This is a genomic window from Thiosulfativibrio zosterae, from assembly GCF_011398155.1.
GTDB lineage: Bacteria > Pseudomonadota > Gammaproteobacteria > Thiomicrospirales > Thiomicrospiraceae > Thiosulfativibrio > Thiosulfativibrio zosterae.
Genome location: NZ_AP021888.1, coordinates 176,685 through 192,710 on the forward strand (window position 1 = coordinate 176,685; position 16,026 = coordinate 192,710).

General features: G+C 45.4%; 13 protein-coding genes. 9 read left to right on the forward strand and 4 right to left on the reverse strand.

Features of this window, described 5'->3' with window-relative positions:
• Positions 1–72: 72 nt before the first annotated feature.
• The gene (locus THMIRH_RS00625) at positions 73–1,227 is read right to left on the reverse strand and encodes an acetate/propionate family kinase (protein ID WP_173289756.1); all 1,155 of its coding nucleotides are present in this window, start codon (positions 1,225–1,227) and stop codon (positions 73–75) included.
• Positions 1,224–3,314 carry a phosphate acetyltransferase gene (gene pta / locus THMIRH_RS00630; RefSeq protein WP_173289758.1) on the reverse strand — a complete coding sequence of 697 codons (2,091 nt, stop codon included), beginning with the start codon at positions 3,312–3,314 and terminating at the stop codon, positions 1,224–1,226. Before pta ends, THMIRH_RS00625 begins: the two co-directional genes overlap by 4 nt.
• 89 nt (positions 3,315–3,403) lie before the next feature.
• On the opposite strand from pta, the gene hemW reads away from it, so the two are divergent.
• Genes hemW through THMIRH_RS00645 form a run of 3 tightly spaced genes read left to right on the forward strand, consistent with a single transcriptional unit; the run spans position 3,404 to position 8,358 of the window.
• Positions 3,404–4,552 carry a radical SAM family heme chaperone HemW gene (hemW, locus tag THMIRH_RS00635; RefSeq protein ID WP_173289760.1) on the forward strand — a complete coding sequence of 383 codons (1,149 nt, stop codon included), beginning with the start codon at positions 3,404–3,406 and terminating at the stop codon, positions 4,550–4,552.
• A gap of 46 nt (positions 4,553–4,598) precedes the next feature.
• Positions 4,599–6,134 carry a putative bifunctional diguanylate cyclase/phosphodiesterase gene (locus THMIRH_RS00640; RefSeq protein WP_173289762.1) on the forward strand — a complete coding sequence of 512 codons (1,536 nt, stop codon included), beginning with the start codon at positions 4,599–4,601 and terminating at the stop codon, positions 6,132–6,134.
• Positions 6,135–6,153: 19 nt separating this feature from the next.
• Positions 6,154–8,358, forward strand: a complete 2,205-nt coding sequence (locus THMIRH_RS00645; RefSeq protein ID WP_173289764.1) for an AsmA family protein — start codon at positions 6,154–6,156, stop codon at positions 8,356–8,358.
• Between the two features lie 66 nt (positions 8,359–8,424).
• On the opposite strand, the gene trmB is transcribed toward THMIRH_RS00645, so the two are convergent.
• On the reverse strand, positions 8,425–9,192 hold the full coding sequence (trmB, locus tag THMIRH_RS00650) for a tRNA (guanosine(46)-N7)-methyltransferase TrmB (RefSeq protein ID WP_173289766.1): 768 nt from the start codon (positions 9,190–9,192) through the stop codon (positions 8,425–8,427).
• 66 nt (positions 9,193–9,258) lie between these two features.
• Between trmB and mutY the strand changes: the two genes are divergently transcribed.
• From mutY to THMIRH_RS00665, 3 genes are all read left to right on the forward strand, one after another.
• The gene (mutY, locus tag THMIRH_RS00655; RefSeq protein ID WP_173289768.1) at positions 9,259–10,302 is read left to right on the forward strand and encodes an A/G-specific adenine glycosylase; all 1,044 of its coding nucleotides are present in this window, start codon (positions 9,259–9,261) and stop codon (positions 10,300–10,302) included.
• Positions 10,295–10,564 (forward strand): oxidative damage protection protein, encoded by a 270-nt coding sequence (locus THMIRH_RS00660; RefSeq protein WP_173289770.1) that lies wholly within the window; start codon positions 10,295–10,297, stop codon positions 10,562–10,564. The genes mutY and THMIRH_RS00660 overlap by 8 nt, the downstream gene beginning before the upstream one ends.
• Positions 10,565–10,661: 97 nt before the next feature.
• The gene (locus tag THMIRH_RS00665) at positions 10,662–11,867 is read left to right on the forward strand and encodes an EAL and HDOD domain-containing protein (RefSeq protein ID WP_173289772.1); all 1,206 of its coding nucleotides are present in this window, start codon (positions 10,662–10,664) and stop codon (positions 11,865–11,867) included.
• 58 nt (positions 11,868–11,925) lie between these two features.
• Here THMIRH_RS00665 and THMIRH_RS00670 read toward each other — a convergent pair whose 3' ends face one another.
• Positions 11,926–12,540, reverse strand: coding sequence for a hypothetical protein (locus THMIRH_RS00670; RefSeq protein WP_173289774.1), 615 nt, complete (start codon positions 12,538–12,540; stop codon positions 11,926–11,928).
• A 157-nt stretch (positions 12,541–12,697) separates the two neighbouring features.
• On the opposite strand from THMIRH_RS00670, the gene mnmG reads away from it, so the two are divergent.
• From mnmG to THMIRH_RS00685, 3 genes are read left to right on the forward strand one after another with little or no spacing between them, the layout of a single operon-like run.
• Positions 12,698–14,614 (forward strand): tRNA uridine-5-carboxymethylaminomethyl(34) synthesis enzyme MnmG, encoded by a 1,917-nt coding sequence (gene mnmG / locus THMIRH_RS00675; protein WP_173289776.1) that lies wholly within the window; start codon positions 12,698–12,700, stop codon positions 14,612–14,614.
• Positions 14,614–15,246 (forward strand): 16S rRNA (guanine(527)-N(7))-methyltransferase RsmG, encoded by a 633-nt coding sequence (gene rsmG / locus THMIRH_RS00680; RefSeq protein ID WP_173289778.1) that lies wholly within the window; start codon positions 14,614–14,616, stop codon positions 15,244–15,246. The genes mnmG and rsmG overlap by 1 nt, the downstream gene beginning before the upstream one ends.
• Before the next feature lie 3 nt (positions 15,247–15,249).
• Positions 15,250–16,017, forward strand: a complete 768-nt coding sequence (locus THMIRH_RS00685; protein WP_173289780.1) for a ParA family protein — start codon at positions 15,250–15,252, stop codon at positions 16,015–16,017.
• Positions 16,018–16,026 lie beyond the last annotated feature (9 nt).

Genomic DNA, 16,026 nt, shown 5'->3' on the forward strand with positions numbered 1-16,026 from the left:
TTTTAGCCATAAAAAGCCTCAAATGTTACCGCTGGTTAATTTTGGGGCTTTTTTTGAGTTTTAAAGCAGGTTTTAACCCTGCAAAACATCCAGGGTTTGTTGGGCAATTTCGAACTCTTCATCGGTTGGAATGACCCAAGCTTGTATGCGACTGCTGGGGAGTGTGATGCAAGTCATGCCTCTGGCAGTTTCGTTGGCTGCGTAATCAATTTCGATGCCCAAGCGCGTTGAGAAGCCATTTAAAATCATCTCGCGCACCATGGGTGCATGCTCACCGATACCACCGGTAAACACCAGTGCATCTACTTCGTCCATCACCGCCAAATAACTGCCGGCAATTTTGTTGATTCGGTAGGTAAATAAATCTAACGCCATCTGGGCATCGCCATCTCCGGCATTGGCCGCATCAATGACATCACGCATATCATTAAATCCGCACAGACCTTTTAAGCCACTTTCTTTGTTAAGCAGATGGTCTACTTCAGCGGCGCTGTAGCCGAGTTGGCGAATTAAATATAACGGAATCGCAGGGTCAAGATCGCCCGTGCGTGTGCCCATCACCAAGCCTTCAAGCGGGGTAAAACCCATGCTGGTATCGATGCTTTCGCCGTGTTCAATGGCACAAACACTGGCGCCATTGCCCAAATGCAGCGATATCAAATGCACTTCATCATCTGGCAGTTCTAAAATATCGGCCAAGGTTTTGGCGATGTATTGATGACTGGTGCCATGAAAACCATAACGGCGAATTTGGTGTTGTTCGTACAGGTCTTTGGGAAGTGCATAATGAAACGCATAGTCTGGCAAAGTATGATGAAAAGCCGTGTCAAACACGGCAATTTGCACCAGGCCTGGGTATTTTTCGGCCAAAATTCGCATGGGCAACAGGTTTGCTGGATTATGCAAGGGCGCAAGCTGGCTTAGGTCATCAATAGCTTGCATCACGGTTTCATTGACCAAGGTCGCCTCATGAAAAGCTTCGCCGCCATGCACCACACGATGGCTCACGGCATCACAATCTCCTAAGTGTTTGACTAATCCAGCTTCTAAGAGTTGTGCTTCCACTTCTAGCAGGGCATCCGCATGGGTTTTGGTGATGCCGGTGACTTCGTGAGGTGTTTCGCCAAGATGTTCAATCAAACCATGCAGCGCAAGGTGGGAATCGGCGCCCACAAATAGGCTGTATTTAAGGGATGAACTGCCAGCATTTAGGACAAGAATTTTCATGAGGGTTGCTCCATTTGTTGGGCTTGAATGGCAGTGATGGCCACCGTATTAACGATGTCGTCAACGGTGCAACCACGACTCAAATCGTTGACCGGTTTGTTAAGTCCCTGTAAAACAGGGCCAATGGCAATCGCCCCCGAGGCGCGTTGTACCGCTTTATAGGTGTTGTTACCGGTGTTTAAATCGGGGAAGACAAATACCGTGGCTTGTCCGGCAACCGTGCTGTTGGGCATTTTTTGACGCGCGACTTCCGCATCAATGGCCGCATCATATTGCAGCGGGCCCTCAATTTCTAAGTCGGGGCGTTTTTGGTGCGCCAGTTGGGCAGCGGTTCTGACTTTATCGACTTCGTCGCCATGCCCAGATTCGCCGGTGGAATAAGACAATAAAGCCACTTTGGGTTCTATGCCAAATTGCAACGCGGTGAGTGCAGAGCTGATGGCGATTTCTGAGAGTTGGTCAGCATTGGGGTTTTGATTGACCGCACAATCGCCATACACCAAAACTCTGGTATTAAAGCACATAAAAAAAACGCTGGACACCAGCGAGATACCCGGTTGCGTTTTGATGATTTGTAATGCAGGGCGCACCGTGTCGGCGGTGGTGTGGGTGGCACCAGAAACCATGCCGTCGGCCAAGCCTTTGTAAACCATCATGGTGGCAAAGTAACTCACATGCGCCATAGAGTCACGGGCTAAGTCCAAGGTCATGCCTTTGGCTTTACGCATTTCGTAAAACTCATTAATAAACGCACCTTTCCATTCGCTGGTATCTGGGTCGATAATGGTAATGCCGTCTAGGTTAATGCCGAGCAAATTGCATTGATAGTGAATTTCGTCAGCTTTGCCCAGCAAAATGGGGTTAACCACTTGGCGGCGCAACAGAATTTCGCAGGCGCGTAGAATGCGTTCATCTTTGGACTCGGGCAAGACAATGGTTTGCAAATCTTGTTTGGCACGCTCAAACAAGCTGTATTCAAACATAATCGGTGTGGTGACTTTTTTCTGGCTGGTGACAAACTTGGCCAGCAAACAGTCTTTTTTAACATACTGATCAAACAACCCTAATGCCAAATGGTTTTTCCCCTCGTTTTCGGCAAACAAATGGGCGCGCACCGCATGGGCGCGCATGGCGCTGGGATAGGTGTCGGCTTCAACCGATACCACGGGAATGTCAGTGGCCTGAAAACCTTCCAATAAATCCATAATGATTTTGGACGGAATCAGCCCGCCGGTGAGAAAAATGCCAGCAATATTGGGCAAATTGCGCGAATAAATACTCATCACAGACGCAGTGAGAATGTCGGTGCGATCGCCAGGCACTATGATCAGATCACCTTCTTTAACACGGGTTAAATAGTTTTCCACCGTCATGGCCGCCACGGTGGGGCGTTTGACCAAACGATTAAGCGGCGCCTCGGCATTAAGCAGGAGTTTGCCGTCCAGTGCTTGGCACACTTCTTTTACGGTGGGGGTGTTGAGGTCTTGTAAATAAGGCAGATAAAAAACCGGCACAGGCCATTGCTCGGAAACCGTTTGGCAGTCTTCGGGCGAAAGCATGTGGCTGACTTGGTTGGCAAAAATCGCAAATAAACTCACGCCGCTTTGTTCGGCACTGTGAATTTCCATTTCGATTTCTTTGTGAACCTCGTCCTCTGATTTTTCGTGGGCATTGAGCACCGCCACAAACGGCGCATTAAAATGCTTGCTCAGTTCGGTGTTGATGTCAAAGTCAATGACACTGGCATGGCGTGTTAAATCCATGCCATGCACCATGACAAAATCATGTTCTTTTTGCAGTTGTTGATAGGCGATGATGAGGTTTTCAAACAGCTCATGTTTTTTATTTTGGCTGAGCAGTTCAGTCGCATCCGAAAGGGTCATGCCCACCATCCGTTCCAAGGGCATTTCAAAGTCGAAGACTTCTTTCATATAATGGCAGTCAGCATCTTCGGCATCAATCACTAAAGGGCGAAAGAAAGCGACCTTTTCATATTGTTGGCGTAGCAAACTCATTAAGCCTAACGAGATGGCTAAACTACCGGCGTGGCGTTCGCGTGCGGCGATGTATAAACAATCGGATTTCATGGCTTTTCCCAAAATTAAATCAAGTTATGCTATCTTAGCAGACCCATTTGACGACTTGATGAAAAGAATGATTTCAAAGACTTTTAACCATGCAATTTAGCCAGCCCATCCCGCTTAGCCTTTATGTTCACTACCCTTGGTGCGTGCAAAAATGTCCCTATTGTGACTTTAACTCGCACACCCTGGGTCAAAACGATGAAGCCGCTTATATTGATGCCTTATTGCGTCAGTTAGAGCAAACTTTGCCCAGCATTTGGGGGCGACCGATTCATAGTATTTTTTTTGGCGGTGGCACGCCGAGTTTAATGTCGCAAGCGGGGTTAGAGCGTTTTATGTCGCAAGCGCGCGCTTTGTTGGGGTTTAGGCCGGACATTGAAATTACGCTGGAAGCGAATCCGGGCACAGTCGATTATGAAAAATTTGCGGGTTTTCGCGAGGCAGGCATTAATCGTTTGTCGATGGGGATTCAAAGTTTTGACGATACCAAGCTCAAATCCTTAGGACGCATTCATTCTTCTGGTGAGGCACAAAAAGCCATTCAAGCCGCCAAAGATGCTGGCTTTAAAAATTTTAATTTGGATTTGATGTTTGCACTGCCTAATCAAACGCTTGAAGAAGCCTTGGCGGATATCGAAATGGCCTTGAGTTTTGCGCCACCGCATTTGTCGCATTACCAACTGACCTTGGAACCGAATACCCCATTTTATAAAAACCCACCGGTATTGCCCGAGGATGATTTGAGTTGGGACATGCAGTTGGCTTGCCAAGCACGCCTTAAAGAGGCCGGTTTTGAGCATTATGAGGTGTCAGGATTCACCAGGCCTGGTCAGAATTGCCGTCATAATTTGAATTATTGGCAGTTTGGTGACTATATTGGTTTGGGCGCAGGTGCGCATGGCAAAATCACCGACATGGCGTTGGGGGTGATTAGCCGCACCCAAATGCCAGCTTCGCCCGGTGGTTATGTGGACATGATTCAACAAGGCAAGCTCGGACGCACCACGCCAGTGGCGGAAGATGAAGTGGTGTTTGAATTTATGCTCAACACGCTTAGATTGCAAGCGGGTTTTGCTTTGAGTTTGTTTGAACAGCGTACCGGCTTGCCTCTGGAGATGTGTCAGGTGCAATTGGATGAGATGCAAAGCAAAGGTTGGGCAAGTATTGATGAGGGCGTGTTGCACTTAACGCAGCAGGGTAAGACTTACTTGAATGAAGTCTTGCAAATATTTTTGGCGTAAAATAACCCGTAACTAATTCAATGACTGCTAATAACAAGAAGAAAAGATGGTGCTAAACGAAGAGTTGTCGAGTCACATGCCTTTAGAAAATCGTCCTGAGTTGCGAGTAGACCCTCGTTCAGACCTTATATTAGCGGCAAACGCAGCCGCTTGCCAATTTTATCAGCAGTCAGAATCGACTTTAATGCAAACGCCTTTGCATGAATTGCTGTCGTCTAGGTCCGCTCAACTTGATCCTCTAACGCAACTACCCAATCGCCAATTATTTTTAGACCGGCTTCAACAATCGTTAACAGAATTGCAACGCTCGCCCTCTGGACTGGCGGTTTTATTCATTGATTTAGACAGATTTAAACCCATTAACGACTCTTTAGGGCACCAAGCCGGTGATGCAGTATTGATTGAAGTCGCGCAACGATTGCAGTCATTGCTGCGTAAGCAAGATACCTTAGCGCGCATTGGCGGTGATGAATTTGTGGTGTTGTTAAAAGAGGTGACCGCCATTCAAGCGGTGGAGCGCATCGCGCAAACCCTTTTAAATGCGCTGGCGCTGCCATTTGAGATTCCGCAAGGCGTGGTTGAAATTGGCGGTTCGATTGGTGTTGCGATGGGCCCGCAGGATGCCCAAACGGCAGAAGCCTTGTTGCAGAAAGCCGATTTGGCAATGTACCGTGCTAAACATAACGGCCGCCAACAATGGATGTTTTTCTCGCAAGCTCTGGGTCAAGAAGCGCAAAGAAAGTTTCACATGGAACAAAGTCTGCGTGAAGCACTGGAGGCCGATGAGCTTAAGTTGCAGTTTGAACCCATTATTAATGCGGCCGAAACCAAGCTGTTTGCGCTGGAGGTACAGGTATGCCAGCAATCCTTAGATTTGTTGGGGCAAGACTGGGAAAGTTTGTTGCCGGTGTTGAGTCAGTCTATTTTGGGGGTGCAATTTAGCGAATGGCAGCTCCAAGCCGCTTTAGAAGTTCAGCAGAGTTTGAGTCAGTCGAGTCTTTTTGTGCCTATGGCAGTCAGTGTGCCGGGTATTCATTTTCGCCAAAAGAGTTTTGTCGATTTTGTAGAAACTGCACTTCATGAAAGTGAAGTCGATCCGCAATTGTTAATTTTGCAGTTGGATGAAAGCAGTCTAAATCACAGTTCGATGGATGTGGCGCAGCGGATTCATGCGTTGAACGAACTTGGGGTACAAGTGGTGCTTGAGCAATTTGGCTTGCAGGGCGTGTCTTTGTTGCAGTTGGCGCGCTTGCCATTTGCTGCCATTAAGGTGGGAGACTTAGGCTTGCGTAACTTAAGTCACGGGCGACGGGTGCCAATGCATGAAAATACCCAATTGGCAGCGGCCATTTTGGCATTTGCATATCAATTAAATAAAACTTTAATTGCCACGCAAATTTATTCAAACGACCAGTGGCATTTTATGCAAAGCCAGCATTGTCAATGGGGGCAAGGGCCTTATTTGGGCAAGGCAATGTCTGCAGAAGCCTTGGTGGATTATTTGGTAGATTTAAACGCCCAGCGTTTAGAACCTGTTGACAGGGATGATTGTGATCCTTTATATGAAAATTTTGACGACTGATTAACTTGAGATGTTTTAAATGACTTATCAAACACGCGTATGGATTCAACGCTTTACCTTGGTTTCCATGGTTTTACCTTTATTAGTTGCACTGGGATTTGTCAGTGCCATGCTATTTATGGACTTTAATCAATATAAACCACAGCTGGTGAAGTTGATTTCGGATAAAACTGGCTATCAAGCCCGAATTGATGGCGACTTAAAAGTTGGGCTACTGCCGTTTTCACTGACCTTGCATGAAGTGGGCATAAAAAATCCTGCAGGCTTTCATGCGCCAGATTTGGCAGCCATTGAAGCGGTTCAAGTGCAGCTGTCTTTGTGGGCATTATTTGTGGATAAGACCTTGCGATTGCAAGGGGTCGAGTTGGAAGGCGCGCATCTTAATTTAGAGATGTTAGTGGACGGCAAAAGCAATTGGCAAGGCATAAAGTCTTTGAGCTTTTTGACAGATGATGCCGCAAAACAACAAAAAGTGTCTTTAGGATTAGAGCCTTTGGCAGAAGGTTTGCGTTATGCTGCTGTGGCAGATCAAGAAGTGCCTTTAGCTGCGCCTGCGCCATCACCTGAGCAGTCTTTAATTAATTTTTGGATGTTCGATAGCCTAACCCTGCACAACAGTCAGGTGTTGTTTCAAGTGTATGAAGCGGGTTTGCCAGAGCCTAAACAGATGGTTTTGAGTAACATTGATTTGATGGCTTTTGATGTAGCACCCAATAAACCTTTTCAATCGTCCTTGTCTATGACCTTGCACTCGAGTGATTTGCCGCAGACTTGGCACTTGGAAGGCTTAACCACTTTAAATGTGGATGCGTCACTTAAAACATGGCAGTTTAATAATTGGAACGCCAGAATACGCCTGAATTTGCCCGCTGAGATGCAAGTGCCAGAAATGCATTTAACTTCTGAGGGCGAGGCTTTGCGCTTGGATTTTGCGCAACAGCGCTGGGTGCTACAAAAAGGACTCATGACCATGAGCCCTGCAAAGGTCGCTTTGGATATGCAAGGTCGTTGGGGCTTGGAAGGTTTTTATGAAGGACATTTAAAAGCCGAGAACTTTAATGTGCCGAAATGGTTGCGCCATATTGGTTTGCCATCGTTAAACTTTGTGAATGACAAGGCCTTAACCCAGGTAGCGGGTGAATTTGATTTTAAAGCCAATGCCGAAGAAAGTAGCTTGCGCAATTTAGCCTTAACGGTGGATGGCGCTACTTTGGTAGGACAGGTTTGGCAGAATCAGGACGCTAGTAAAACTTCTAAAACCCTTGGGTTTGACTTGGATATTAATGATTTGGATATGGATATTTATCAAGTCAGACATATCCAAGCGGCTAAAGAGGGTGCGGACAAATCAGCCGCTTCTAATGCTCAGTCAAACGCTAAAGATGACAAGGCATTACCCAGTGCAGCGCAATCAACAGAAGTCTTAAATGCAACCTATTTGCCCTTAGCCTTGCCGATTGAAACTTTGAGAAGTTTAAATGCGCAAGGTCAGTTGACACTGGGTAAATTAAAAATTTGGCAGCATCGTTTTGAAGCGGTTGATATTCATGTTTCTGCAAAAGAGGGGCAGTTGGCTTTAGCGCCTTTAGATGCGCAGATGTATCAAGGGCAACTCCAGTCTAAGTTGCAATTGGATGTGAGCGGTAAAACGCCCGCTTATGTTTGGCAAGGTAAAATGAAAGGCTTAGATTTGAGTGCCTTTTTACAAGAAGGTTGGCAGAACGCTCAGGTTTCGGGTGTTTATGACGGATATTTTGATTTAAGAACTCAGGGGGTTAACGCTCAGTTATTGCGTCAAAATATGAACGGACAATTTTCGGCCTATGTTAAGCAGGGCGCGGTTAAAGGCATCGATTTGAATAAGCTGTTGTCTGGCCAAACTTCGGGCGCAAAAGATGCCACGGCCTTTAAAGAGTTGGTGGTGGATGGCAAAATTAAAAATGGCATCTATGGTTTGCAAAAACTGACTTTAATCAGTGACCGCTTTAAAGGATCAGGGTTTGGTCAGGTGGATTTGGTGTCTGGCGCAGTGAAAGCACAGGTGAACGGTTTGGTGATAACACCACCGCCCAGCTTACCGAATTTGGCCGGCATGGAAGTGCCCATTCAGTTGCAAGGTCCTTTGGCTAAAGTGCGGTGGTCGGTTGATTTAAAAGGGTTGTTAAATCATCCGGGTAATCAAGAGAGATTATTAAAAGAAGTCAGTCGTTTGTTTGAATCTTAGGTTTTGGGTTTAATTTCTCCCCTAAATTTAACCAGGCGTGGTTGAATTTAGGGAGCTTTTGCGAAATTAAGGCGCTTTTTTAACGAATATTAAATCCCAAACGCCATGGCCTAAGCGATGGCCGCGTTGTTCGAATTTGGTCAGCGGGCGATAATCCGGTCTTGGGGTGTATTGGCCTTCGCCTGACAAGTTGGTGTAGTCGGGCGCTTGGCTCATGACTTCCATCATGTGTAGTGCATAATCTTCCCAGTCGGTTGCCATGTGAAATTGTCCGCCAGGTTGCAAATGTTTTGCCAAAGTGGCGGCAAACTCTAGCTGTACAATTCGGCGTTTTTTGTGACGGCTTTTGTGCCAAGGGTCTGGAAAAAATAAATAAACCGCAGAAAGACTGTTTTCTGGGATTTGTTTGGCTAAGACCTCAATAGCATCATGGTTAAGCACACGAATGTTTGTTAGCCCTTTTTCTTTTACCAGCTTAAGTAAAGCCCCTACGCCAGGGCGGTGGACTTCAATCCCAATATAATTGTTCTCAGGGTGTTCTTCAGCCATTTGTGCCAAGCTAGCCCCCATGCCGAAACCGATTTCTAAAATGGTTGGCGCTGTTCTGCCAAACAGTTCAGTAAAATCCAACAGCTTGTCTTCAAACTCTAACCCAAATTGCGACCAGTTGGTGTCTATCGCAGTTTGTTGTCCAGCGGATAAGCGGCCTTGGCGACGCACATAGCTTTTGATACGCAGTTGGTCTGGTGTTAAATGAGAAAGGTCGCGAGTTTTGTCTGCGGATTCTGTGATGGAGAGGTTGTCTTCTGGTGTGTTGGGCGTTGAGTCAGTCATGTTGGTTCTTATTCTAAGCAAAAAAAGCTATTATACCCTGATGCGCATTTGGATTAAATTTTAGTCATGTCTGAACACTTTTCAAAAGATCTACTCGCCTGGTACGACCAGTTTGGCCGCCATGATTTACCTTGGCAAACCGATATGACACCTTATCGAGTTTGGGTGTCGGAGATTATGTTGCAACAAACCCAAGTGCAAACGGTTATTCCTTATTACTTAAAATTTATGGCATCTTTTCCCAGCGTGTTAGATTTGGCCAATGCCTCTCAAGAAGCGGTTTTGGCGCACTGGTCTGGGTTGGGTTATTACGCACGGGGGCGCAACTTACATCGCACCGCACAAATTATTCGCGATGAATATGGGGGGCAGTTTCCGGCAGATTTTGATACGGTGGTTTCTTTGCCCGGAATTGGTCGTTCAACAGCCGGAGCAATTTTAGCCTTGGCATTTAAGCAGCGTTATGCCATTTTGGATGGTAATGTTAAGCGAGTGCTGTGCCGTTATGATGCTATTGACAGTTGGTCGGGCTTGCCTAAAACGCATGAAGCTTTATGGCAAAGAGCAGATTCCTTAACGCCACTAGAGCGTTTTGATGACTATACCCAAGCCATTATGGATTTGGGTGCTACGCTTTGTAAGAGAAGCCGGCCGATGTGTGAGCGTTGTCCGGTTGCGGCAGGGTGTGTGGCGCTTAAAGAAAATCGAGTGAAGTTCTTTCCTGTGTCAAAACCTAAGGCTGAAAAACCAACCCGTGAAACCCTAATGTTGGTCTGTCGAAATGCTCAGGGACAGATTGCATTGCAGCAACGACCTCAAACGGGTATTTGGGGCGGCTTGTGGAGTTTGCCTGAGTTTAACGATGAAGAAAGTTTGCGTAATGCGTTAGCCAACACCTATTGTGAAGCAGATTTGGTAGAATGGCCGAAGTTTAAGCATACCTTTACCCATTATCACTTATGGATTACCCCTTATTATTGGTGCTTGAGTGATTCTTTAGACGGTTTGTCGCAGTCAAATTGGGTTTGGTTTGATTTATCACAAGCGTTCGCTTTAGGGTTGCCGGCGCCTGTCAGAAAAATTTTAGAAAATGGAGATTATTATGTCTAGAAAAGTTATTTGTAGCAAGATGGGAGAGGAATTGGATGGTTTGGATTTTGCCCCATTTCCGGGTGAGTTAGGCCAAAAGATTTATGAAAGTGTTTCTAAAGAAGCATGGAAGCAATGGTTGGCTCAACAAACAATTTTGATTAATGAATATCGTTTATCCAGTCTGGATAAAAAAGCGCAGATTTTCTTAAAAGAAGAAATGCAAAAATTCTTATTCAGTGGTGAAGAAGTCGCTATGCCAAAAGAGTTTAATGCGATTTAATTTAATAATTGATTTTATAAATTGAAATAATTCGCTTATCATTACTACTTAGTGTTTCAGTTCATCATCAAAGCAATTGTTTGCGAGAGTTAAATTTATGTCTCAGTTAGTGGATATCTATGTTGGTCGTCAACCCATTTTCGACACGTCTATGCGCGTATTCGCCTATGAATTGTTGTTTCGAAGTGGCTCAGAGCAAAATCATGCCGTGATTTTAGGGGGCGATACCGCCTCAGCTCAAGTGATGATGAATGTGTTTGGTGACCTAGGTTTGCATGAAGTGGTCGGTGAGCACAAAGCCTTTATTAATTTTACAGAAGGCTTGTTGCTGAGAGAAAACCGCCCATTTTTCCCGCGTAAGCAAGTGGTGATTGAAGTATTGGAAGATGTTAAGGTCACCCCAAAACTGATTTCTTCTTTAAGAGCCTTGCGCGAAGCCGGGTTTACCATTGCATTAGATGACTATGTATTTAATCCGGAATTAACGGAGTTGGAATCTTATGCAGACATTATCAAGGTGGATATTTTAGCCGTAGGCCCCAAACGCCTAGTAGAGCATGTTGTTCAGCTCAAGGAAAAAGGCATACGCTTGTTGGCCGAAAAGGTTGAAACGCGTGAGCAATTTGAGTTTTGTAAGCGCATCGGATTTGATTATTTTCAAGGCTACTTTTTTGCCAAGCCAAAAATTATCAAAGGGCAGCGTCTGCCGACCAATAAGTTAACGGTGTTGGAGTTGTTGTCTTCTGTGTATGACCCTAATATTGATATGCATGTCTTGAGTAAGATTATCAGTAAAGATGTGGCGCTCAGTCAAAAGCTGATGAAGTTTGCTTCTTCTTTAGGTAATGGACGTTTTGAATTGACTTCTATCCATGATGCGGTCATGCGCTTTGGGATGGAGCGTCTCAAAAGCTGGTCGAGTATGTTGGTATTGTCTGGTGTGGATGATAAGCCAGTAGAATTATTTATTACCTCTTTAGTGCGTGCTAAGTTCTGTGAACTGGTGGGGGCAAAAGTAGGCGATATGTCTAAAGATACCTACTTTACCGTTGGATTATTTTCTACCTTAGATGCGGTGATGGATGTTTCTTTAGAAGAGTTATTGGTGCAAATGAAATTTGATCAACGCATCAGCAAGGCTTTGTTAGAGCAGCATGGCAGTTTAGGTATTTGTTTAAAGGCTGTGATCTCAATCGAAAAAGGCGAAGTGGGCTTTGAGTTGCCTAGAGGTTTAACGGCCACAGAAGTGACTCGGTTTTACTTAGAAGCCATGCAGTTTGCGGAGTCTATTGATTTAGCTTAGCCTCTTTCGAAAAAAATTCAAAGCCGTCTTAAAGCACCTTATAAAGGTGCTTTTTTGTTTAAGGCGTGCTCACTTTTCCAAGTGAACCCAGGATGTCATTAATTTGGGTGCGTTGTGGGCGGTAACTTCTGGGTGCGTCTTTTAGACTGCCGTCACTCAAAGAGCCGGCGCATACCAGTCTGAAAATATTGGGGTTTTTGGCGGTAGGCTCTAAATATAGCATGACCGTATCCATGGTTTCGGGGCGCTGAGAGTCGCTGTCATTGTTTGCCAGTAAGCGTTGTTCAAGGCTCGGCAAGTCAGTGAGGGTTTGCTGTTGTGCCATGGCAAGCAAGGGCAAAGCGTTGCTGGCTACTTGTTCTTCACCAATTTGCACTTTTGAAATGGTGAAGGTTTCTGGAAGTAGTGTTTGCGGCTGTTCCGACAGTTGTTTAATTTCGATGCGGCAATGGGGGTCGAAGCGGCTAAATCCGTTGCGACTGCTGAGTTGACCAAATTGAATAAATTGGGTCGCAGCATCTGCGGCTATTGTGATTGGCTGGTTAAGGGTAAAAAATTCGCCTGTTTGAATGTTCATCATGCTTTTGGGTGGCGTGGTGCTACAGCCAGTGATTAACACCAGTCCAAGCGCGGATAAAATTTTGATGGGGCGGGTTAAGAAAAAGGTTTTCATGGCTTCTCCTAAAAGAAATGTATTAGCGAACCCTGATCATACGCTTTTCTATCGGATTTTACAGTGAGTTTTTGTGCTATAATCCGCTGTTTTTAAACTGGTTTTCAAATTAAAGCGAGTTTTCTCAGCTTTCAATCGTATTTGGGTGAGGTTGCCAATGAATAGCAGCAGTATGGTTAATTATGAAGTCATTGTTGTCGGTGGTGGTCATGCCGGTACAGAAGCGGCTTTGGCTTCTGCGCGCATGGGCGTGAAAACATTATTGCTCACCCACAATATAGATACGCTGGGCCAAATGTCTTGTAACCCTGCAATAGGCGGGATAGGTAAAGGCCACTTGGTGAAAGAAATCGACGCTTTAGGTGGCGCGATGGCTTTGGCGATTGATCAATCGGGTATTCAGTTTCGCACGCTCAATGCTTCTAAAGGGCCAGCGGTGCGCGCGACTCGTGCACAAGCTGACCGAGTGTTATATCGCCAAGCGATTCGCCAAAAGCTAGAAAATCAGCCAAATCTCACTATTTTTCAGCAGCCTGTTGAAGATGTCATTATGAGTGGCGAGCAGATTTGCGGTGTTGAAACCAAAATGGGTTTAAAGTTTTTTGCTCAGCAAGTGGTTTTGACGGTAGGTACTTTCTTAGCCGGTAAAATTCACATTGGCCTGCAAAATTACGAAGGCGGTCGCGCGGGTGAGCAACCTGCCATGCGTTTGGCGGCGCGTTTGCGAGAGCTCAATTTGCCGGTTGGGCGTTTAAAAACCGGCACGCCACCGCGCATTGATGCGCGTACGGTTAATTTTGATGCCATGCAAGTGCAGCCGGGCGATGATCCGGCGCCGGTGTTTTCGTATTTAGGTACGCCTGACATGCACCCACAACAAATGCCTTGCTGGATTACCTATACCAATGAACAAACCCACGAATTTATTATGAACTCGTTGGATCAATCGCCTATGTATTCTGATGCGGGTGAGATTGATTCCATTGGACCACGCTATTGCCCATCCATTGAAGATAAGGTGATGCGTTTTGCGGATAAAAATCGTCATCAGGTGTTTATTGAACCAGAAGGCTTAACTTCTAATGAGTTGTATCCAAATGGCATTTCCACCAGTTTGCCGTTCAGTACGCAAATGCAAATTATCAATTCGATGAAAGGGTTAGAACACGCCAAAATTATGCGCCCTGGTTATGCGATTGAGTATGACTTTTTTGACCCAAGAGGTTTGCGCCCAACCCTGGAAACTCAGGCGATTCAAGGCTTATATTTTGCCGGACAAATTAACGGCACCACTGGCTATGAAGAAGCCGGTGCACAAGGCTTAATGGCTGGCATGAATGCCGCCTTGCGTGCCCAGCAGAAAGACCAATGGTATCCGCGTCGAGATGAAGCCTATATGGGTGTGTTGGTGGATGACTTGATTACCTTGGGCACTAAAGAACCCTATCGTATGTTTACCTCGCGAGCCGAGTATCGTTTGAGTTTGCGTGAAGATAATGCTGACCAGCGTTTAACCACCATGGGCCGAGAATTAGGGTTGGTGGACGATGAACGTTGGCGTGCCTTTGAAAGCAAAATGGCAACGCTGGGCGAAGAAGTGCAACGTCTAAAAACTACATGGATTTACCCCGCACACCCAGAAGCGAAGCAGGCCGAAGCCTTAATGGATTTACCCTTGAGCAAAGAACAGAACTTATTTGATTTGCTCAAGCGCCCTAAAGTGACTTATCAATCTTTAGCAACCTTGAGTATGTTTGGTGAGGGCTTGGTTAGACAGGATGTGATTGATCAAATTGAGGTTGAAGCCAAATATGCAGGTTACATTTTGCGTCAGCAAGAAGAAATTGATAAGTTGCGCCGCTCAGAATCGGTTTTGATTCCAGAGCATTTAGATTTGGATGCGATTTCTGGATTATCAAACGAAGTGAAGCAAAAATTACGCGACCATAAACCTGCCAATATCGGGATGGCCTCTCGTATTTCGGGAATTACGCCGGCAGCCATTTCACTGTTGCTGATCAGTATCAAAAAACAGCGCGGTGCTAAGGTGTTGAATGCGGAGCAAGCCAGCTGATGTCGAATGTTTTAACGGAATTAGAATCCGCTTTTGAAGCCTTAAACTTGCCTAAAAATGACCAGGCCTGGTCAAAATTGGCACACTATTTAGCCCTTTTACAAAAGTGGAATCAAGTTTATAACCTCACGGCCATTCGAAATCCGGATGAAATGTTGGTTAAACATATCTTTGATAGCTTGGCTGTTGCGCCACATGTGACCAGTGAGCGTTTAATAGATGTGGGTACGGGTGGTGGCTTACCCGGTATTCCGTTGGCTATTTTGTATCCTGAAAGACAAATTGATTTATTAGATAGTAACAGTAAAAAAACCCGTTTTTTAATCCAAGCAAAAGCTGAGTTGGGTTTAAAAAACACGCAAGTTTATCATTGTCGGGTTGAGGAGCATCAGCCTGTGCCACTTTATGATGGCATCATTTCACGCGCGTTCGCCTCTTTAGAAGATATGTTGAACTTAACGTCGCATTTATTGGCACCAGACGGTTGTTGGTGGGCAATGAAATCACAGCGCACCCAAGATGAACTTGAAAATCTGCCAGATTTTGCCAAAATGACGCAGGTGATTGAGTTGCAAGTGCCGCAATTGGATGCCGAAAGAACCTTAATTCAACTTCAAAAGCAGAGTAGTTAATCCATGGGAAGAGTTATTGCGGTTGCAAATCAAAAAGGTGGTGTGGGCAAAACCACCACCAGTGTCAATTTGGCTGCGGCTCTGGCAAGATTTGAAAAAAAGGTTTTGTTGATAGATATGGATCCACAGGGAAACTCCACTGTTTCTCTAGGTATTGAAAAGGATGACTTGCAAACATCAGTGTTAGAGGTGTTGGTTGGCGAATCTAAAATCAAAGAAGCCATTTTAGAAACCCATGTTGAAAATCTTTTTTTAATGGGTTCTAACAGCGACTTAACCGCTGCCGAAGTCGCGTTGATTGATGATGATAAGGGTTCTTTGAAGCTGAAAAAAGCCATCAAAAAACTCAAAGGCGAATATGACGCCATCATTATCGATTGTCCGCCCACTTTAAATATGTTGACCTTGAATGCGCTAGCGGCTGCGGATGGTTTGCTTGTGCCGGTGCAGTGCGAGTATTTTGCCTTGGAAGGGCTATCGGCCTTAATGGACACTATTCAAGCGGTGCAGCAATCTTTAAATTCAGAATTAACCATAGATGGTTTATTGCGCACTATGCATGATCGCCGTAATAATTTAGCCAATGATGTTTCCAATCAATTGGTTGAGCACTTTGGCATGAAAGTTTTGCAAACCATTATTCCTAGAAATGTCAGGTTGGCCGAAGCGCCGAGTCATGGCGAATCTATTTTAGAATATGACATAGGGTCTAATGGTGCTGTGGCCTATCTAGCATTGGCCAATGAGTTAATGCGTAGAACGCAAATATAGAAAAGTAGG